This is a genomic window from Actinoplanes hulinensis (genome assembly GCF_019429605.1).
Taxonomy (GTDB): Bacteria; Actinomycetota; Actinomycetes; order Mycobacteriales; family Micromonosporaceae; genus Actinoplanes; species Actinoplanes campanulatus.
This window is the reverse complement of the sequence record NZ_JAHXZI010000007.1, coordinates 115,356-128,989: the sequence shown is the minus strand read 5'-3', so window position 1 is coordinate 128,989 and position 13,634 is coordinate 115,356. Positions and strand designations below refer to the sequence as shown.

The following is a 13,634-nucleotide window of genomic DNA, read 5'->3' as shown; positions in this document are numbered from 1 at the left end:
TTGGTTGGTGGCCTGGTACGGTGCGCGCATGACATTGTTTGCCGCCAATCGCACTCGCCTCGTCTGACCGGTCGCTGATCAGACGAGTTGCGGCTCGCTGCGTCGCGGCCGGTTGATGCCCACTTTCGCTGGTATCGACTCTCCGAGAGGCAGACACATGTTCATCCGTTCCATGTCCGAAAATGATGTGGCCACCGTCGTGGAGCTGGCCGTCGACGTGTTCGGGCCGTTCCACGAGGAGTCCTTCCGGCCCGCGGTCGGCGAGGAGATCTTCGCCAACCAGGACGCCGGCTGGCGGCAGGAGTACGCCGAGCAGATCCCGCGCCTGCACGCGCCGGACGAGCACAAGCACGTCGCGGTCGCCGAGATCGCCGGCCGGATCGGCGGGTTCGTCGCCTGGACGGTCGTGCCCGCCACCCGCAACGGCGAGATCACCCACGTCGCGGTGTCGGCGGCCAGCCGCCGGGCGGGCGTCGGCGCGGCACTGTGCGAGCACGCGTTCGCCCAGCTCAAGCAGGCCGGCGCCGAGGTCGTGACGATCGGCACCGGTGGGGACGACTTCCACGCTCCGGCGCGCGATCTCTACGCGAGCCTCGGGTGCACGCCGTTCCCGCTGGTCACCTACTACCGCCGCCTGTAGCCGATGTCACCCGGGCGCGTACGGCGTCGACGCGATCCCAGTCCTCGCCGCTGAGAGTGGTCAGCGCCGCGGGGAAGACGCCGTCCTGCTCCTTGAGGATGTGGTCGCGCAGCAGGTCGAGGATCTCGATCAGCTGTCGCGGCCACGCCGCGTCGTGGGGCGTCGCCGTGGCCGCCGCGCCGAGAACCTGCTCGATGCGGCGGTGCTCCTGTTCGAGGGCCGCGACGTGGTCCGGGAAGTCGTCGGCCAGCAGCGGGAACAGGCCGTGCTCCTCGACCTCCGTGTGCGGGCCGAGCACCGCGCTGATCCGGCGGGCGACGGCGGCCATCCGGTCCACGTCGCCGGCGATGTGTGCCGCCCGCACGTCGCCGATCATGTTCACGACCAGGTCGTGTTCGCGGGTTAGCTCGTCGATGGCGGCGACGGACTGGCAGCCGCAGTATTCGCACATGCTTCCAGGCAACCACGGAATCGGGCGCTTCCGTACCTGTCCGAAGCATGGCAAACGCCACGCGACGGTGGGGACCAATGGCCGTTGACTCCGGCGGTCGCCAGGCCCCGCCCTTCCCAGGGGGCTACATCGAGAACGTTAAGATCATGAAACGTTCGCCGGGGGTTGTCCGAGGCCAGGATTCGTTTCCATCGCAGCGGTCGGAACCGGCGACCACCGGGGTTTCATCACGGAGGACGGTGTCTGCTCGGAACAGGTGAGCCGGTATGACTTCGAGGAGACGTGCCTCCATCCGGAGGCGGAGGACTTCCTGGAGTTCGTGTCCTGGCGGGGCTGCCATGCGGGCCGGGAAGGGTACTGAGCCGATCATGCTGGTGGCGAGTTTGTGCGAGAACCTGAACTGGGGCCTCGTCTTCATCACCGACTCCGCACTGGAGGACACCGGGCTTTCGGAGGCCTTCGACACGGAGCCCGACGGCCGGCAGGTGGACTTCATGAGCAACGAGACCGCCACGGTGCTTCGGGTGCAGCACGGCAGCGACGGCGACGTCGAGGTACGGCTCTGGGTCGGCGAGGAGGACTGGGGCAACCAGGGCGCGCACGAGATCGGCGTCACGACGATCTCCGTGCCGTCGGGCATGATCAAGGTCAGTGATGTCCTGGAGCAGAAGTTCGTCCAGGTCAAGGTCGATCCCGGTACCTACCGGCTGCAGATGAACGGGGACAGTCCGTGCGAGCCGGCCGTCGTCGACCTGGTCCTGTCGAAGTAGCCGGGCCGTGTCGTGGCAGGGCCTGCACGCGGCTCGGTCCCGGCATCCGGTGCGGGATAGAGTGGAGAGTGGAGCTGACACACCAAGAGATCTTCGAACGGTACGTGTACGCCGGCGCGGTCACCCGGAACCCGGACGCGATCGCCGAGTTGTTCACCGAGGACGGCGTGTTCGAGGCGCCGCTGGTTCCCGACGGCCATCCGCTGCACCGGCCCCTGGTGGGCCGCGACGCGATCCGCGCCGGAATCGCCGAGTATCACCGGCTTCCTGCTCACCCGGGCACGATGAACGCGGAACGGTCCGCCTACGTTCTGCACGAGACCGTCGATCCCGACGTCTTCATGGCCGAGATCGACGTCGTCTTCGACAACCCGGACGGGAACCAGGCGACGATGTCCCTGGTGCAGATCTTCCGCCTCCGCGACGGCCGGATCGCCAGACTCCGCGACTACTTCGCCGAGCCGCCATCGTTGCGCTGAGCGGCACCGTGGTCAGTCGTCTTCGGGAAGAGCCGCATGCGCGATCGAGCGCCGGTGCTGGGATCATTGCCGGCGTGGGATCCAAACGGGGGATGTTCCTGTCCGCTCTTGCGCGGTCGATCGAGGGTGAAGCCGCGCCCTGCCCGGTGTGTGGCAAGGGCAATCTCAGGCTCCACTATGTCGCTGACCCGATGAGCAGGGTCGGATACCTGGACGCCTGGTGTGACCACTGCGTCAAGGGCGTCCAGGTATCCCGGGTGAGTGTTCCGGAGGGTATGCGTTTCACGCCCTTCGGTGAACGGGAAGAGGACGACGTGCCGAACTACACGACCGTCAACTGAGGGATCAAGGCCTACGCCTGGATGCGGGACGATCGTTCGTACGCCGTCTGGTCCTGACTGTGAATGTGTTCGGCCATGACGTCGGACAGCGGGGTGTCGCTCAAGGCGGGAACCATACCGGCGATTCGGGTGGCGTCGATGCGTTGGAAATGTCGGGGTCCGGGCCAGGTCCCTAACCGGTGTGGCTGAGGGCGGGGGAGTCGCCGCGGGTGCGTTTCACCGCGTACATGGCGGCGTCGGCCTGGGCCAGCAGTTCGTCGGAGTCGCCGGTGCCGTACGGGGACCAGGCGACGCCCAGGCTGGCGTGCGGCACCAGGGTGTGGCCGCCGATCTGGACCCGGGCGGCGCTGAGCGCGGTGAGCAGGTCGGCGCCGATCCGGTCGGCGTGGTCGCGGCCGGCCACGTCACGGCAGACGGCCACGAACTCGTCGCCGCCGATCCGGCCCACGATGGCGCCGGCCGGTACGGCACTGCGCAGACTCGCGGCCACGTGACTCAGCAGCAGGTCGCCGGCGGCGTGGCCGTACCGGTCGTTGATGGGTTTGAAGGCATTGAGGTCGAGGAAGACCACCGCGGTGCCGGCGTGCTCGTCGGCCGTGTCGAGTGCGTCGTCCAGCGCGGCCACGGTGGCGGCGCGGTTGTGGCAGCCGGTCAGCGCGTCGAAGGTGGCCTGGCGCCACAGCCGTTCGCGCAGCAGCGCCTCCTCGGTGACGTCGGCGAGGCAGACGATCGCCCCGGTGACGGTGCCGGAGTCGTCGGTCAGCGACCGCAGGTTGGCCCTGATCCGGCGGATGCCCGCGCCCGGTTTGCGGTGCCCGTACTCGAGGTCGGTGTCCTCGCCGGTCAGGACGCCGGCGAGGGCGTCGCCGACGCGCCGGCGGTCCACCGGCTCGGCCAGTTTCAGGAGCGCATCCGTGAGGATGTCTCCGACCTGGGCTTTCACCTGTTGCGCGGCGCGTTCGTTGAGGAAGGTGATCCGGCCGTCGTGGGCGGTCTGGAGGATGGCCAGGGGGATCGTCTCGGTGAGCCGGCGCATCAGCTGCTCGGCGGCGCGGACCGCCTCCTGGGCCACCATCTCGTCGGAGATGTCGAGCATCTCGGCGACCACGCGGGGGTGGTCGGGGTCGGCGAGGTGGTTGTGGTTGGTCACCTCGAACCAGACGGTGCGGCCGTCGCGGTGCAGATGGCGCAGCCGGACCCGGCGGGCCGAGCCGTGCGGGGTGCTCAGCATGTCCATCCAGCTGGCGATGGCACGTTGCTGGTCGTCGGGGTGGACGAGTTCGAGGGTGCGCTGTCCGACGAGTTCGGCGGGGTCCCAGCCGAGCAGGTCGGTGATCTCCGGGCCGACCTCGGTGACCACGGAGACCGGGCTCTTGTGCATCGTGACCAGGCGTGGCCGGACGAGCTCGGGTTGCAGGGTGAGCTCGGCGGCGAGCCCCGATCCGCTGATGATCCCGATATAGACGCCGAACCGGTGGGTCATGTCGATGAAGTGCATCCGGGCCAGACGGTCGGGTGCGGCGATCAGGTGGACCAGGCAGTTGGCCACGCCCGCGGTGACCGCCTCGGACCAGGCGTCGATGACCAGCCGGTGGTCGTCGGTGACGGCGAGGCCGAGCATGGAGGACGCGCTCTCGATCGGGCGCAGCCCGGTGTCGGTGGCCTCTCGGGGGAGCGGGAGGAACAGCCCGTTCGCCCCGATGGCCCCGATGAAGGCGTCCGGGTGCTGTGCCAGCACGGCTTTGAAAACGGCGTCCCGGTCGTCGGGCTTCAGTTGGATGTCGGCCACGCGGCTCTACTTCGACGGCCGGGCCTACTTCTTGAGGGATTGCTGGAAGAGGTCCGCGTACGTGGGGGAGTCCTTGATCAGCTCGTCGCAGAAGGCGGCGACGTCCCGGCCGGTGACCTTCAGGACCGGCTGGCCGGCCGCGGCGCCCTCCTCGAAGAAGTCGACGATGCCGGGGAGCAGCGGTCCGTCGGTGAGGTCGACGGGCCCGATCTTGAACAGGTAGCGCTGCATCTCCTTGTAGACGATCTGGTAGTCCGGCGGGAGGGCCTTGACCCGGGCCATGTGTGCCCGCCACTGCCGTTTGCCCTCGATGAGGTCGTGAATGCCCATGTCAGCCTCCCAGCCTGGCCAGTTTTCGTGCCACGTTGCGGTTCAGTTGCTCGCGCCACCGGTCGCGCTGGCTCCGGGCGCCCTCGCCGCCGGCCAGCGCCGCGCAGAAACCCGGGATGTCGTCGCCGAGCACCTCGTGGGCGCTCTGCCCCTCGGCGGCTGCCTCTTCGAGCAGGCCGAGGGCGGCGTCGACGATCGGCAGCAGGTTGCGGCCGGAGAAGTTCGCGTAGGGCGCGAGACTGTTCGTGATCTCCTGCCACGCCGCCCGGTGGTCGGCCGGCAGTGCCTGTGCCCGGGTGTCGAACGCCTGCCACTCCCGGGTGAGGTCGCTGCCGGTGACGGTTTCCCAGAAACTCATCCGCGGGCCTCCTTGAGCCTGTCGATGCGGGAGGAGACGTACTCCCATTTGGACCAGAATGTGACGAGTTCCCGACGGCCGGCCTCGTTGAGCGTGTAGAACTTGCGCGGCGGGCCGACGTCGGATCGCCGTTTCGTGACCTGGACCAGGCCGTTGCGCTCCAGGCGCAGCAGGATGGTGTAGACGGTTCCGTCGATGACGTCGGTGAAGCCCAGGTCGTTGAGCCGCCGGGTGATGGCGTATCCGTACGTCTCCTCGCCGGCGATGATCTCCAGGACACAGCCTTCGAGGGTGCCTTTCAGCATCTCGGTCAGGTCTTCCATCGGGGGTTCCTCCGCGGGTCGGTACCCCGTAGCACCGGGTACCGCTATACGGTATCACCGAATACTGACTGCGCCAAACGCCCCGGCTCCACTCGCCGAATGGAGCCGCGACATCGAGATCTTCTTGACGCTCGCCGAAGGGCTGCACTTCGGGCGCACCGGCCGGCCGCGGAATATCGCGCGTGAGTGGATTGCCGATGCCGGCGTAACCCTGGTTACATCGTGGTGATGCCCGAGGTGCCGAGGACCGCCGAGATCACGGACGAGGCCGCCCTCGATCACCACCGGCGGACCGCATGACCACCACCGGCGCACCGCGCGACGTCGTCCCGTTCCGGCAGGCGGTTCGCGCCTGGTTCGCGATCTCCCTGCAGACCTTCGGCGGCCCGGCCGGCCAGATCGCCGTCATGCAACGACATCTGGTCGACGAGCGCCGCTGGATCGGCCAGCACCGGTTCCTGCACGCGCTGAACTACTGCATGCTGCTGCCCGGCCCGGAAGCCCAGCAGTTGGCCATCTACGTCGGCTGGCTGCTCAACGGCCTGCGCGGCGGCCTGGTCGCCGGCACCCTGTTCGTGCTGCCCGGCATGATCGCCCTGCTGGCGCTGTCGGCGATCTACGCCGGCTACGGCGACACCCGGGTGGTCACCGCCCTCTTCGCCGGCCTGGCCCCGGCCGTGGTCGCGATCGTCGCCCAGGCGGTGTGGCGGGTCGGCAGCCGTGCCCTGAACAACCCGGCGCTGATCGGGTTCGCGGTCGCGGCGTTCGGGGCGCTGGCGGTGTTCGGCGTGCCGTTTCCGATCGTCATCGCCGTCGCGGCGCTTGCCGCCTGGCTGTTGCACCGCTACCGCCCGGCCCTGGTCACCGGCGGCGGTCACGGTGGTGGCAGTGCCTCCGACGGCCCGGAGCCGCTGATCTCCGACGGCGCCCTGCACCACGATCAGCCGTCCGCCCGCCGGGGCCTGACCATCCTGGCCGTCGGCCTGCTGGTGTGGCTGCTCCCGGTCGCGCTGGTCGCCGTCCTCACCGGGGCCGGCAGTGTCTACACCCAGCAGGGACTGTTCTTCTCCGGCACGGCCGTGGTCACCTTCGGCGGCGCGTACGCGGTCCTCGCCTTCGTCGCCCAGCGGGCCGTCGAACACTACGCCTGGCTGTCCGCCGGCGACATGGTCCGCGGCCTGGCCCTGGCCGAGACCACCCCCGGTCCGCTGATCATGGTGGTGCAGTTCGTCGCGTTCCTCGGCGCCTACCACCACCCCGGCGGCCTCGACCCGTGGGCGGCCGGCGTGATCGCGTCACTGCTCACCACCTGGGTCACGTTCGTGCCGTGCTTCCTGTTCATCCTGCTCGGCGCCCCCTACGTGGAACGGCTGCGCGGCAACACCGCCCTGTCCGCGGCGCTGACCGGCATCACCGCCGCGGTGGTCGGCGTCATCGCCAACCTCGGCCTCTACTTCGCCGTCCACACCCTCTTCACCGAGACCGGTACGATCACCGCCGGCCCGCTGAACATGCAGGTGCCCCATGTCGGCACCATCCGCTGGGTGCCGCTCGCCATCACGATCATCGCCAGCGTGCTGATCTTCAAGCTCAAATGGTCGGTGCTGCGGGTCCTCGGCGTCTGCGCCCTGCTCGGACTGGCCGCCGGACTCGCCGGCCTGCCCGGGATCTAGAGCGCGCCACCGAGCCAGGGCCTTGTCCGTCAGAAACCAGGCGGAACCTCGTCAACGGAGTGACCGCATGGATGCGCAGACCGCCTTCGACTCTCTGCGTCAACGGATCGGACGATACGTCGAGGAGGGTGATGCCGGCGGATTGCGGTCCGATGAGGCGAGGGCGGCGGCAGCGGTGCTGTCGGATGCGTTTCCTCGACTCGAGGCGGACGGTCTACCGCTTCCGGTGTGCGGAATTCTGGCCACCTATCACTGGCTCTGCTTCTACGCCGACCACCAGCTGACCGATGCCCAGCAGGCGGTACGGCTGTTCCATCACCTCGCCGAGGTCGACATCGACCAGGTTCCACCCGAGCTGCACGTGCTCTTCCGCCGGAACGGGTCGCGCGATCGTGAGCCCGGGCGGATGTTCGACGACGCCATGCGAATCCTCCAGATGATCGAGTTCCTCCAGGCGCCGCATGCTCTCGACGAGGCGATCCGGCTGCTTCGGGCACTGGTCGCCGCGCACCTCGATCAGTTGCCGATGAAGACCCCGGCGCTGGCGAATCTCGCCATGGCGTTACTGAAGCGGAACGCCGGCATCGATGACCTGGATGAGGCGATCCGGCACCTGAACGCCGCCCTGGACCTCGGCGAGGTCGAGCCGGAGGCACGAGCCGCCCTCGGCAACAACCTGGCCGTCGTCCTGAACAACAGGTACCGGGCCACCGGCGAGGCGGCGGACCTGCAAGCGGCGCTCCAGCATTGCCGGGCGGCCGTGCTGGAGGTCGATGCCGCCTCCAGCGTGTTCCCGCGGTTGCTGAGCACTCTCGCCGACCTGCTGCTGCAGAGGCATGCCATGCTGGGCGGCACCGATGATCTCCGGGAAGCGGCCCTCTGGCAGCGCTGGGGCCTGGGCGCGCGGCACAGCGACGATCTGAGCCAGGCGGGCATGCACGAGGCGCTGAGCCGGGTGTGCCGTGTGCTCTACCGGCACAGCGGATCCATCGCCGACCTCGATGAGGGCATTCGCGCCGGGCTGGCGGCCCTGCGCTGTCAACCCGACGGTGGGGGCGCGGACAGCGGCCTGATCCTCACCGGCCTCGCCGAGGCGTTCCGGGAACGCCATCAGGCGACCGGTGAGCCCGGCGACCTGGCGAGCGCTGTCGGCCACTACCGGCACGCGCTGAGGCTGGCGGTGGACGCCCACCTCACGGTCACGATCATGGTCGGGCTGGCGACGAGCCTCGCCGACCGCTTCGCGCGTTTCAGCGAGCCGGCGGATCTGGCGGATGCCATGCGGCTGTCGGAATCGGCGATGACCTTGAGCGCACCCGCCGACCACGAGCTCAGGAGCACGGCACTCGGGGCCCGTGCCCGGATCATGAGGGTCCATTTCGAGGTCACCGGCGACCTCGCCGTCCTCGACGAGTCGATCGCGATCCTGACCGACGCCATCGAGGCGATGAAGGTGATCTCGCATCGCAGTGAACAGGAGCACGCGAGTCTCGGGATCGCCCTGCTGGCCCGCTACGGAGCGACTCGGGACATCCGGGATCTGGATCGTGCGGTCGAGGTCGCCGGCCAGGCGATGGACGCGTCTGATCCGCAGCGGACAGACACCGTCATCACGAAATCCTATGTGGCAGAGGCGCTGCGCCGGCGTTTCCTGGCGACGGGATCGGGCGAGGACATCACCAGGGCGGTGGAGTTGCTGGAGGAGATCGTCGAGGAGCTGCCGCCATCGTTTCCGGGCCGGGCGGGCTACCTCGTCAATCTCGGTGTCACCCTGGATGACCGGCACGACATCACGGGGCACCCCGCCGACCTCGACGCGTCGATCGCCGCCTTCGCCGGTGCGTCCGGCACCCGCACCGCACCCGCTTCCACCCGCCTCCTCGCCGAGGCCCAGATCGGGGAGATCCTGATGGCGGCCGGACGGCCGGCCGAGGCCGCCGACTCGTACCGGAGGGCGGTGGAACTACTGTCGGTGGCGGCGTGGCGAGGTCTGGGCCGCCGGGGCGGTGAGGCGATGCTCGCCCGCTGGAGCCATCTCGCGTCCGAGTCCGCCGCCGCCCACCTCGGCGCGGCGCCCCTGACGGCGATCCAGGTCCTGGAGCAGAGCCGGGGTGTCCTGTGGACGCAGTGGCTGGAGATGAGAGGAGACCACGATCTCGTACGGAGACGGGCACCCGAACTCGGACAGCGTCTCCTCGAGATCCGGTCCGCCCTGGACCGGCTGGACCGTGATCCGCCGGATCAGCCGGTGAGCCCAGCCCGGTAGGCGTAGACCGCCGCCTGCACCCGGTTGGCCAGCCCGAGTTTGCCGAGCAGCGCGCTGACGTGGATCTTCACGGTCCCCTCGGCCACGTGCAGCCGCTGCCCGATCTCCGCGTTCGACAGGCCGGCGCCGAGCAGTGCGAGCACGTCGCGTTCCCTCGGGGTGAGAGCCTGCACCGCGGTCCGGGCGGCCAGCCGGTCCTGTAGTTCCCGGCCGTGCAGGAGACCGACGATCCGGTGGGCGATCGGGGGTGCCAGCACCGTTCCACCGTTCATCACGGCCTTCACCCCGCCGATCAGCTCGTACGGATCCCCGGATTTGAGCAGGAATCCATGCACCCCGGCCTGGACGGCACGGGCGATGTACCGGTCCTCGTCGAACGTCGTGATGATCATGACGCGGACGGCCGGGTGCCGGGCGCGGATCGACTCGGCCGCGGCCAGACCGTCCATGCCGGGCATCCGGATGTCGAGCAGCACCACGTCGGGCCGCCACCGCTCGACCGCCTCCAGCGCCGACCGGCCGTCCTGGGCCTCCGCCACGATCTCCAGCTCCGGATCGGTGGCGAGCACGGTGCGCAGCCCGGCCCGGACGAGCGGTTGATCGTCGGCAATCAGAATCCGGATCATTCGGTACGCCCGGTGCCATCGTGCAACCGCACCACGCGGTCACCGTCGAAACAGACGACATAGTTCCCGTACGCCAGCGGATAGTTCCCATCGGTGTAGTAGTGGCAGCCGGGACCGTACCCCCGCTCGAAACGGATCGGCGCCTCGCGCGCCGGCAGAAGGGCGACCGCCGCGGCGCGTGGCATCCCGACCCGCAACGCGCCGAACGTCTCCTCCTCCATCGACGCGTCCCGGACCGCCCAGGCGTAGAAGCCGGTCGCGACCACGACCAGCGCGGCGCCGGGGATCAGGACGGTGCCGGCCAGCATCCGCCGGATCCGCAGCCGGCCGGTGTCGTAGTCGCCGCGCCCGTGGTCCTCGCCGATGCCCGGCGGCACCTCGGCGACCAGCCGGAACCGGCCGTCCACCCGGTCGGCGGCCAGCGAGCCGCCGGCGCGCCGCACCCGGGCCGCGAGCGCGGACAGCCCGGTTCCCTCCCGTCTCGGCGGCCCCTGCGGTGGCACCGGGTTGACGATCTCCACCCGCCGGCCGTTGAACACGACGGTGACCGGTGTGCCCGGCGCGTGCCGCGCGGCGTTGGACAGCGCCTCCGACACCAGCCTGGCCAGGAACCGGTCGGCCGGCGGGACCCCGGTGACCTCCACCGTCATCCCCGCGGCGCGGGCCCGGTCGAGCACGGCCACGACATCCGCCTCCGCCTCGACGTCGAGAAGGTCGACGATCCGGCGTACGGTGTCGATCGCCGCCGCCGAACCCGCCCGCAGCGCCGCGGCCTGCTCCCGGGTCTGTTCGTCCGGCGCCGTCACCTGGAGGCCCGCCGCCTGCAACGACAGCAGGGTGAGGTCGTGTCCCAGCGTGTCGTGCAGGTCGGCGGCGATCCGGGCGCGTTCCCGCAGCCGCGCGGCACGGGCCCGGGCCCAGCCCTGCTCGACGAACTCCTGCCGCAGCCGCAGGTAGCTGCCGGTCAGCGCCGCGAAGACGGCGAGCACCACGACCGCCTGGTCGAACAGCCACGACACGGTGTCCTGGCCGTGCGCGACGGCGATCGCGGCGGCCACCTCGACGCCGCACAGCAGCACGACCACCGGCCAGGTCCGCCCGCGCCGCCCGCCCAGGTGGCAGACGACGATCACGGCCGCCGCGGCGAGCGCGTACCACTGCCCCCACCCGTGCATGCCCGCCAGCCTAGGCGTCGCGGCGGATCAGCAGCAGCCGCGCGGCGAACCAGGCGGCCACCGTCCAGCCCGTCAGGACCAGCAGATGACGTACGCCGTCCCCGCCGGCGAAACGCACCGCGGCCTGGGCGGGCAGGTACACGCCGATCCGCTGGCTGATCATCTGGAGCCCGAGCAGGAGGACCACCATCGTGGTCAGCGTGCCCACCCCGCTGCGCAGCAGGAACCCGACCGCGGTGGTGAATCCGCAGGCGACCGCCACGACCACGGCGAGCCGCAGCGTGTCGGCGACCGGCTCGCCGGGCACCGCGTGCGAGCCCAGCGCCAGCGCGGCGGACTGCCAGCCGGCGGCCGCACAGACCAGCCCGGCCCCGAACCCGACCACCACGGCCACCGCGGTCTTGGCCAGCAGCACGTCACCCCGGCGCGGCCGGGCCAGGAGGGTGGACCGGATCGCGCCGGTGCCGTACTCGGAGGTGACCATCAGCATCGCCGCCGCCACCACGGCGAGCTGTCCGACCTGTACGGCCTGTATCAGCGGCTCCAGCACGGGCAGAGTGGCGGACTCCGGCAGCCGGCCCATCCTGATGTCGTGCACGAAGTCGTTGGCCAGGGTCCACGCCAGGATCGCGGTGAGCAGCACCGCGGCGGTGAGACAGAACCACGGCGACCGCAGCGACCAGAGTTTGCCCCATTCGGCGGTGAACGCGTTCCTCATCGGGTCACCGCCACGTACTCGGTCTCGTCCTCGACCAGGCGCACGTACGCCTCCTCCAGGCCGGGGGCGTCGGTGCGCAGCTCGCGCAACACCGCGCCGGCCTGTTGCGCGCGACGGCCCACCGTAGTCGCGTCCAGCCCCCGCACCCGCAGCCGGTCCGCGCCGGTGCGTTCCGCGTGCTCACCCAATGCTTGCGTGAGCAGCGTGAACGACTGCTCGTCGGCGGCCGCCACGTCGACGGCCGCCTCCTGCCCCGCGGTGAACGCGGCCGGTGTCGCGTCAGCGAGCAGCCGGCCCCGGCCGATCACCACGACCCGGTCCGCGATCAGCTCCACCTCGCTGATCAGATGGCTGGACAGCAGCACGGTACGACCCTCGCCGGCCCAACGGCGCAGCAGCGCCCGGACCCAGCGCACCCCGTCGGCGTCCAGGCCGTTGACCGGCTCGTCGAGCAGCACCGTGCCCGGGTCGCCCAGCATCGCCCCCGCGATGCCGAGCCGCTGCGCCATGCCCAGCGAGTACGTTCCGGCCGGCTTCCCGGCGACCGCGCCGATGCCCACCTCGTCGATCACCGCCCGCACCCGGGCCGAGGCGAAGCCGTTGTACCGGGCGAGCGCCATCAGCCCGGCCCGGCCGCTGCGCCGCGGGTGGAAGGCGCGGGCGTCCAGGTGCGCCCCGACCAGCCGCAGCGGGTTCCGCAGTTCGGGGTAGCGCCGCCCGCCGACCAGCGCCGTGCCGGAGGTGGGCCGGTCCAGCCCGAGGACCAGCCGCATGATCGTGGACTTGCCCGCCCCGTTGGGCCCCAGCAGCGCCGTGACCCGGCCCGACGGGACCGTCACGGTGACCTGGTCGACGGCTGTGCGGTCCCCGTACCGTTTGGTGAGATCTTGAAGTTCGATCATGGCATTCAGCCTCGCCGGGCGGGCGCCGCCACACATCTCCCGACGGTCTGCGGCCACCTATGTCGTTCGGCCTATCCGGGGGTGCGCGGATATTGATCAAACAGTACCCTGACGCGGCTTACAGCTTTTTCCCAGCAACAGAGGTGCGCATGTCTCAGCCGCAGCCGCCGGCTCACCCATATCCGGATCCCGTCCAGTCGTACCCGCCCGCCGGGCCGGGCTTCGGGCAACAGCCCGTCGTCGCCTGCCGGATGTGCGGATCGGTGCCGGCGAAGAAGACCACTTTCCGTGGGCACCAGGGAATGATCATCGTGATGCGGTTCCTCAGCGTCGAGGGACCGTTCTGCCGGGACTGCGGCCTGGCCACGTACCGCCAGATGACGTCGAAGACCCTGGTGCAGGGCTGGTACGGCTACGGGTCGCTCGTGATCACGCCGATCACCGTTCTGATCAACCTGATCCGCCGCCGGCACGTCGCCGGGCTGGACGCGCCGCAGCCGAACCCGTACGGCCCCAGCCGGGAGCCGATGGACCCGGGCCCCCGGCTGCTCGAGCGCCCGATGACCTGGTTCGGCCTGACGATCGTCGCCGCCCTGATCGGGTTCGTGGTCTACGCCCTGTCCCAGGGCTGATCCGGCCGGGGCCGCCGTGGCAGGACGGCGGCCCCGGCACGGACCTCATGCCCGAGCCGTGGCACCGTCCAGCAGGTCGTAGACAGCCTCCGGCGCCGGTTCCGCGTTCGCCGGCGCCTCACGAAGGACCGTTCTGTCGAACTCGCGGCAAGATCATAACT

At 70.3% G+C, this 13,634-nt stretch carries 16 protein-coding genes; 7 read left to right on the top strand and 9 right to left on the bottom strand.

Going from position 1 to position 13,634, the window contains the following annotated elements; translation table 11 throughout:
• The first annotated feature begins 172 nt into the window (after positions 1-172).
• Positions 173-640: a GNAT family N-acetyltransferase gene (locus KZ829_RS14800; RefSeq protein ID WP_220144471.1), complete on the top strand. Its 468-nt coding sequence runs from the start codon at positions 173-175 to the stop codon at positions 638-640.
• On the opposite strand, the gene KZ829_RS14795 is transcribed toward KZ829_RS14800, so the two are convergent.
• Positions 618-1,091, bottom strand: a complete 474-nt coding sequence (locus KZ829_RS14795; RefSeq protein ID WP_220144470.1) for a hemerythrin domain-containing protein — start codon at positions 1,089-1,091, stop codon at positions 618-620. The two genes, KZ829_RS14800 and KZ829_RS14795, sit on opposite strands and share 23 nt — an antisense overlap.
• 368 nt (positions 1,092-1,459) lie before the next feature.
• Here KZ829_RS14795 and KZ829_RS14790 point away from each other — a divergent pair, with 368 nt between their 5' ends.
• The 3 genes from KZ829_RS14790 (at position 1,460) to KZ829_RS14780 (ending at position 2,681) form a co-directional block, all read left to right on the top strand.
• Entirely contained in the window at positions 1,460-1,861 is a 402-nt protein-coding gene (locus tag KZ829_RS14790) for a hypothetical protein (RefSeq protein ID WP_220144469.1), read from the top strand.
• Between the two features lie 68 nt (positions 1,862-1,929).
• Entirely contained in the window at positions 1,930-2,340 is a 411-nt protein-coding gene (locus tag KZ829_RS14785; protein ID WP_220144468.1) for a nuclear transport factor 2 family protein, read from the top strand.
• A 191-nt stretch (positions 2,341-2,531) separates the two neighbouring features.
• Positions 2,532-2,681, top strand: coding sequence for a hypothetical protein (locus KZ829_RS14780; protein WP_220144467.1), 150 nt, complete (start codon positions 2,532-2,534; stop codon positions 2,679-2,681).
• 172 nt (positions 2,682-2,853) lie between these two features.
• On the opposite strand, the gene KZ829_RS14775 is transcribed toward KZ829_RS14780, so the two are convergent.
• From KZ829_RS14775 to KZ829_RS14760, 4 genes are read right to left on the bottom strand one after another with little or no spacing between them, the layout of a single operon-like run.
• Positions 2,854-4,470, bottom strand: coding sequence for a sensor domain-containing diguanylate cyclase (locus KZ829_RS14775; protein ID WP_220144466.1), 1,617 nt, complete (start codon positions 4,468-4,470; stop codon positions 2,854-2,856).
• A gap of 24 nt (positions 4,471-4,494) precedes the next feature.
• Positions 4,495-4,800, bottom strand: coding sequence for a DUF1048 domain-containing protein (locus tag KZ829_RS14770; protein WP_220144465.1), 306 nt, complete (start codon positions 4,798-4,800; stop codon positions 4,495-4,497).
• Position 4,801: 1 nt separating this feature from the next.
• Entirely contained in the window at positions 4,802-5,158 is a 357-nt protein-coding gene (locus tag KZ829_RS14765; protein ID WP_220144464.1) for a DUF1048 domain-containing protein, read from the bottom strand.
• The gene (locus KZ829_RS14760) at positions 5,155-5,481 is read right to left on the bottom strand and encodes a PadR family transcriptional regulator (protein WP_220144463.1); all 327 of its coding nucleotides are present in this window, start codon (positions 5,479-5,481) and stop codon (positions 5,155-5,157) included. The genes KZ829_RS14765 and KZ829_RS14760 overlap by 4 nt, the downstream gene beginning before the upstream one ends.
• 296 nt (positions 5,482-5,777) lie before the next feature.
• On the opposite strand from KZ829_RS14760, the gene chrA reads away from it, so the two are divergent.
• On the top strand, positions 5,778-7,154 hold the full coding sequence (gene chrA, locus KZ829_RS14755) for a chromate efflux transporter (RefSeq protein ID WP_220144462.1): 1,377 nt from the start codon (positions 5,778-5,780) through the stop codon (positions 7,152-7,154).
• Between the two features lie 226 nt (positions 7,155-7,380).
• Complete coding sequence (locus KZ829_RS14750) at positions 7,381-9,420, top strand: hypothetical protein (protein WP_220144461.1); 2,040 nt, start codon at positions 7,381-7,383, stop codon at positions 9,418-9,420.
• On the opposite strand, the gene KZ829_RS14745 is transcribed toward KZ829_RS14750, so the two are convergent.
• Genes KZ829_RS14745 through KZ829_RS14730 form a run of 4 tightly spaced genes read right to left on the bottom strand, consistent with a single transcriptional unit; the run spans position 9,396 to position 12,841 of the window.
• Positions 9,396-10,046, bottom strand: a complete 651-nt coding sequence (locus tag KZ829_RS14745) for a response regulator (RefSeq protein ID WP_220144460.1) — start codon at positions 10,044-10,046, stop codon at positions 9,396-9,398. The genes KZ829_RS14750 and KZ829_RS14745 overlap by 25 nt on opposite strands.
• Positions 10,043-11,221: a sensor histidine kinase gene (locus KZ829_RS14740; protein WP_220144459.1), complete on the bottom strand. Its 1,179-nt coding sequence runs from the start codon at positions 11,219-11,221 to the stop codon at positions 10,043-10,045. Before KZ829_RS14740 ends, KZ829_RS14745 begins: the two co-directional genes overlap by 4 nt.
• Before the next feature lie 10 nt (positions 11,222-11,231).
• On the bottom strand, positions 11,232-11,939 hold the full coding sequence (locus KZ829_RS14735) for a hypothetical protein (protein ID WP_220144458.1): 708 nt from the start codon (positions 11,937-11,939) through the stop codon (positions 11,232-11,234).
• Entirely contained in the window at positions 11,936-12,841 is a 906-nt protein-coding gene (locus tag KZ829_RS14730; RefSeq protein ID WP_220144457.1) for an ATP-binding cassette domain-containing protein, read from the bottom strand. The genes KZ829_RS14735 and KZ829_RS14730 overlap by 4 nt, the downstream gene beginning before the upstream one ends.
• 149 nt (positions 12,842-12,990) lie before the next feature.
• Here KZ829_RS14730 and KZ829_RS14725 point away from each other — a divergent pair, with 149 nt between their 5' ends.
• A complete protein-coding gene (locus KZ829_RS14725; protein ID WP_188123656.1) occupies positions 12,991-13,473 on the top strand; it encodes a hypothetical protein in 483 nt (160 codons plus the stop codon).
• Positions 13,474-13,634 lie beyond the last annotated feature (161 nt).

Coding starts and splice junctions, on each gene's coding strand:
- KZ829_RS14800 (WP_220144471.1), top strand. CDS start 173: ATGTCCGAAAATGATGTGGCCACCGTCGTGGAGCTGGCCGTCGACGTG.
- KZ829_RS14795 (WP_220144470.1), bottom strand. CDS start 1,091: ATGTGCGAATACTGCGGCTGCCAGTCCGTCGCCGCCATCGACGAGCTA.
- KZ829_RS14790 (WP_220144469.1), top strand. CDS start 1,460: ATGCTGGTGGCGAGTTTGTGCGAGAACCTGAACTGGGGCCTCGTCTTC.
- KZ829_RS14780 (WP_220144467.1), top strand. CDS start 2,532: ATGAGCAGGGTCGGATACCTGGACGCCTGGTGTGACCACTGCGTCAAG.
- KZ829_RS14770 (WP_220144465.1), bottom strand. CDS start 4,800: ATGGGCATTCACGACCTCATCGAGGGCAAACGGCAGTGGCGGGCACAC.
- KZ829_RS14765 (WP_220144464.1), bottom strand. CDS start 5,158: ATGAGTTTCTGGGAAACCGTCACCGGCAGCGACCTCACCCGGGAGTGG.
- KZ829_RS14760 (WP_220144463.1), bottom strand. CDS start 5,481: ATGGAAGACCTGACCGAGATGCTGAAAGGCACCCTCGAAGGCTGTGTC.
- chrA (WP_220144462.1), top strand. CDS start 5,778: ATGACCACCACCGGCGCACCGCGCGACGTCGTCCCGTTCCGGCAGGCG.
- KZ829_RS14745 (WP_220144460.1), bottom strand. CDS start 10,046: ATGATCCGGATTCTGATTGCCGACGATCAACCGCTCGTCCGGGCCGGG.
- KZ829_RS14740 (WP_220144459.1), bottom strand. CDS start 11,221: ATGCACGGGTGGGGGCAGTGGTACGCGCTCGCCGCGGCGGCCGTGATC.
- KZ829_RS14735 (WP_220144458.1), bottom strand. CDS start 11,939: ATGAGGAACGCGTTCACCGCCGAATGGGGCAAACTCTGGTCGCTGCGG.
- KZ829_RS14730 (WP_220144457.1), bottom strand. CDS start 12,841: ATGATCGAACTTCAAGATCTCACCAAACGGTACGGGGACCGCACAGCC.
- KZ829_RS14725 (WP_188123656.1), top strand. CDS start 12,991: ATGTCTCAGCCGCAGCCGCCGGCTCACCCATATCCGGATCCCGTCCAG.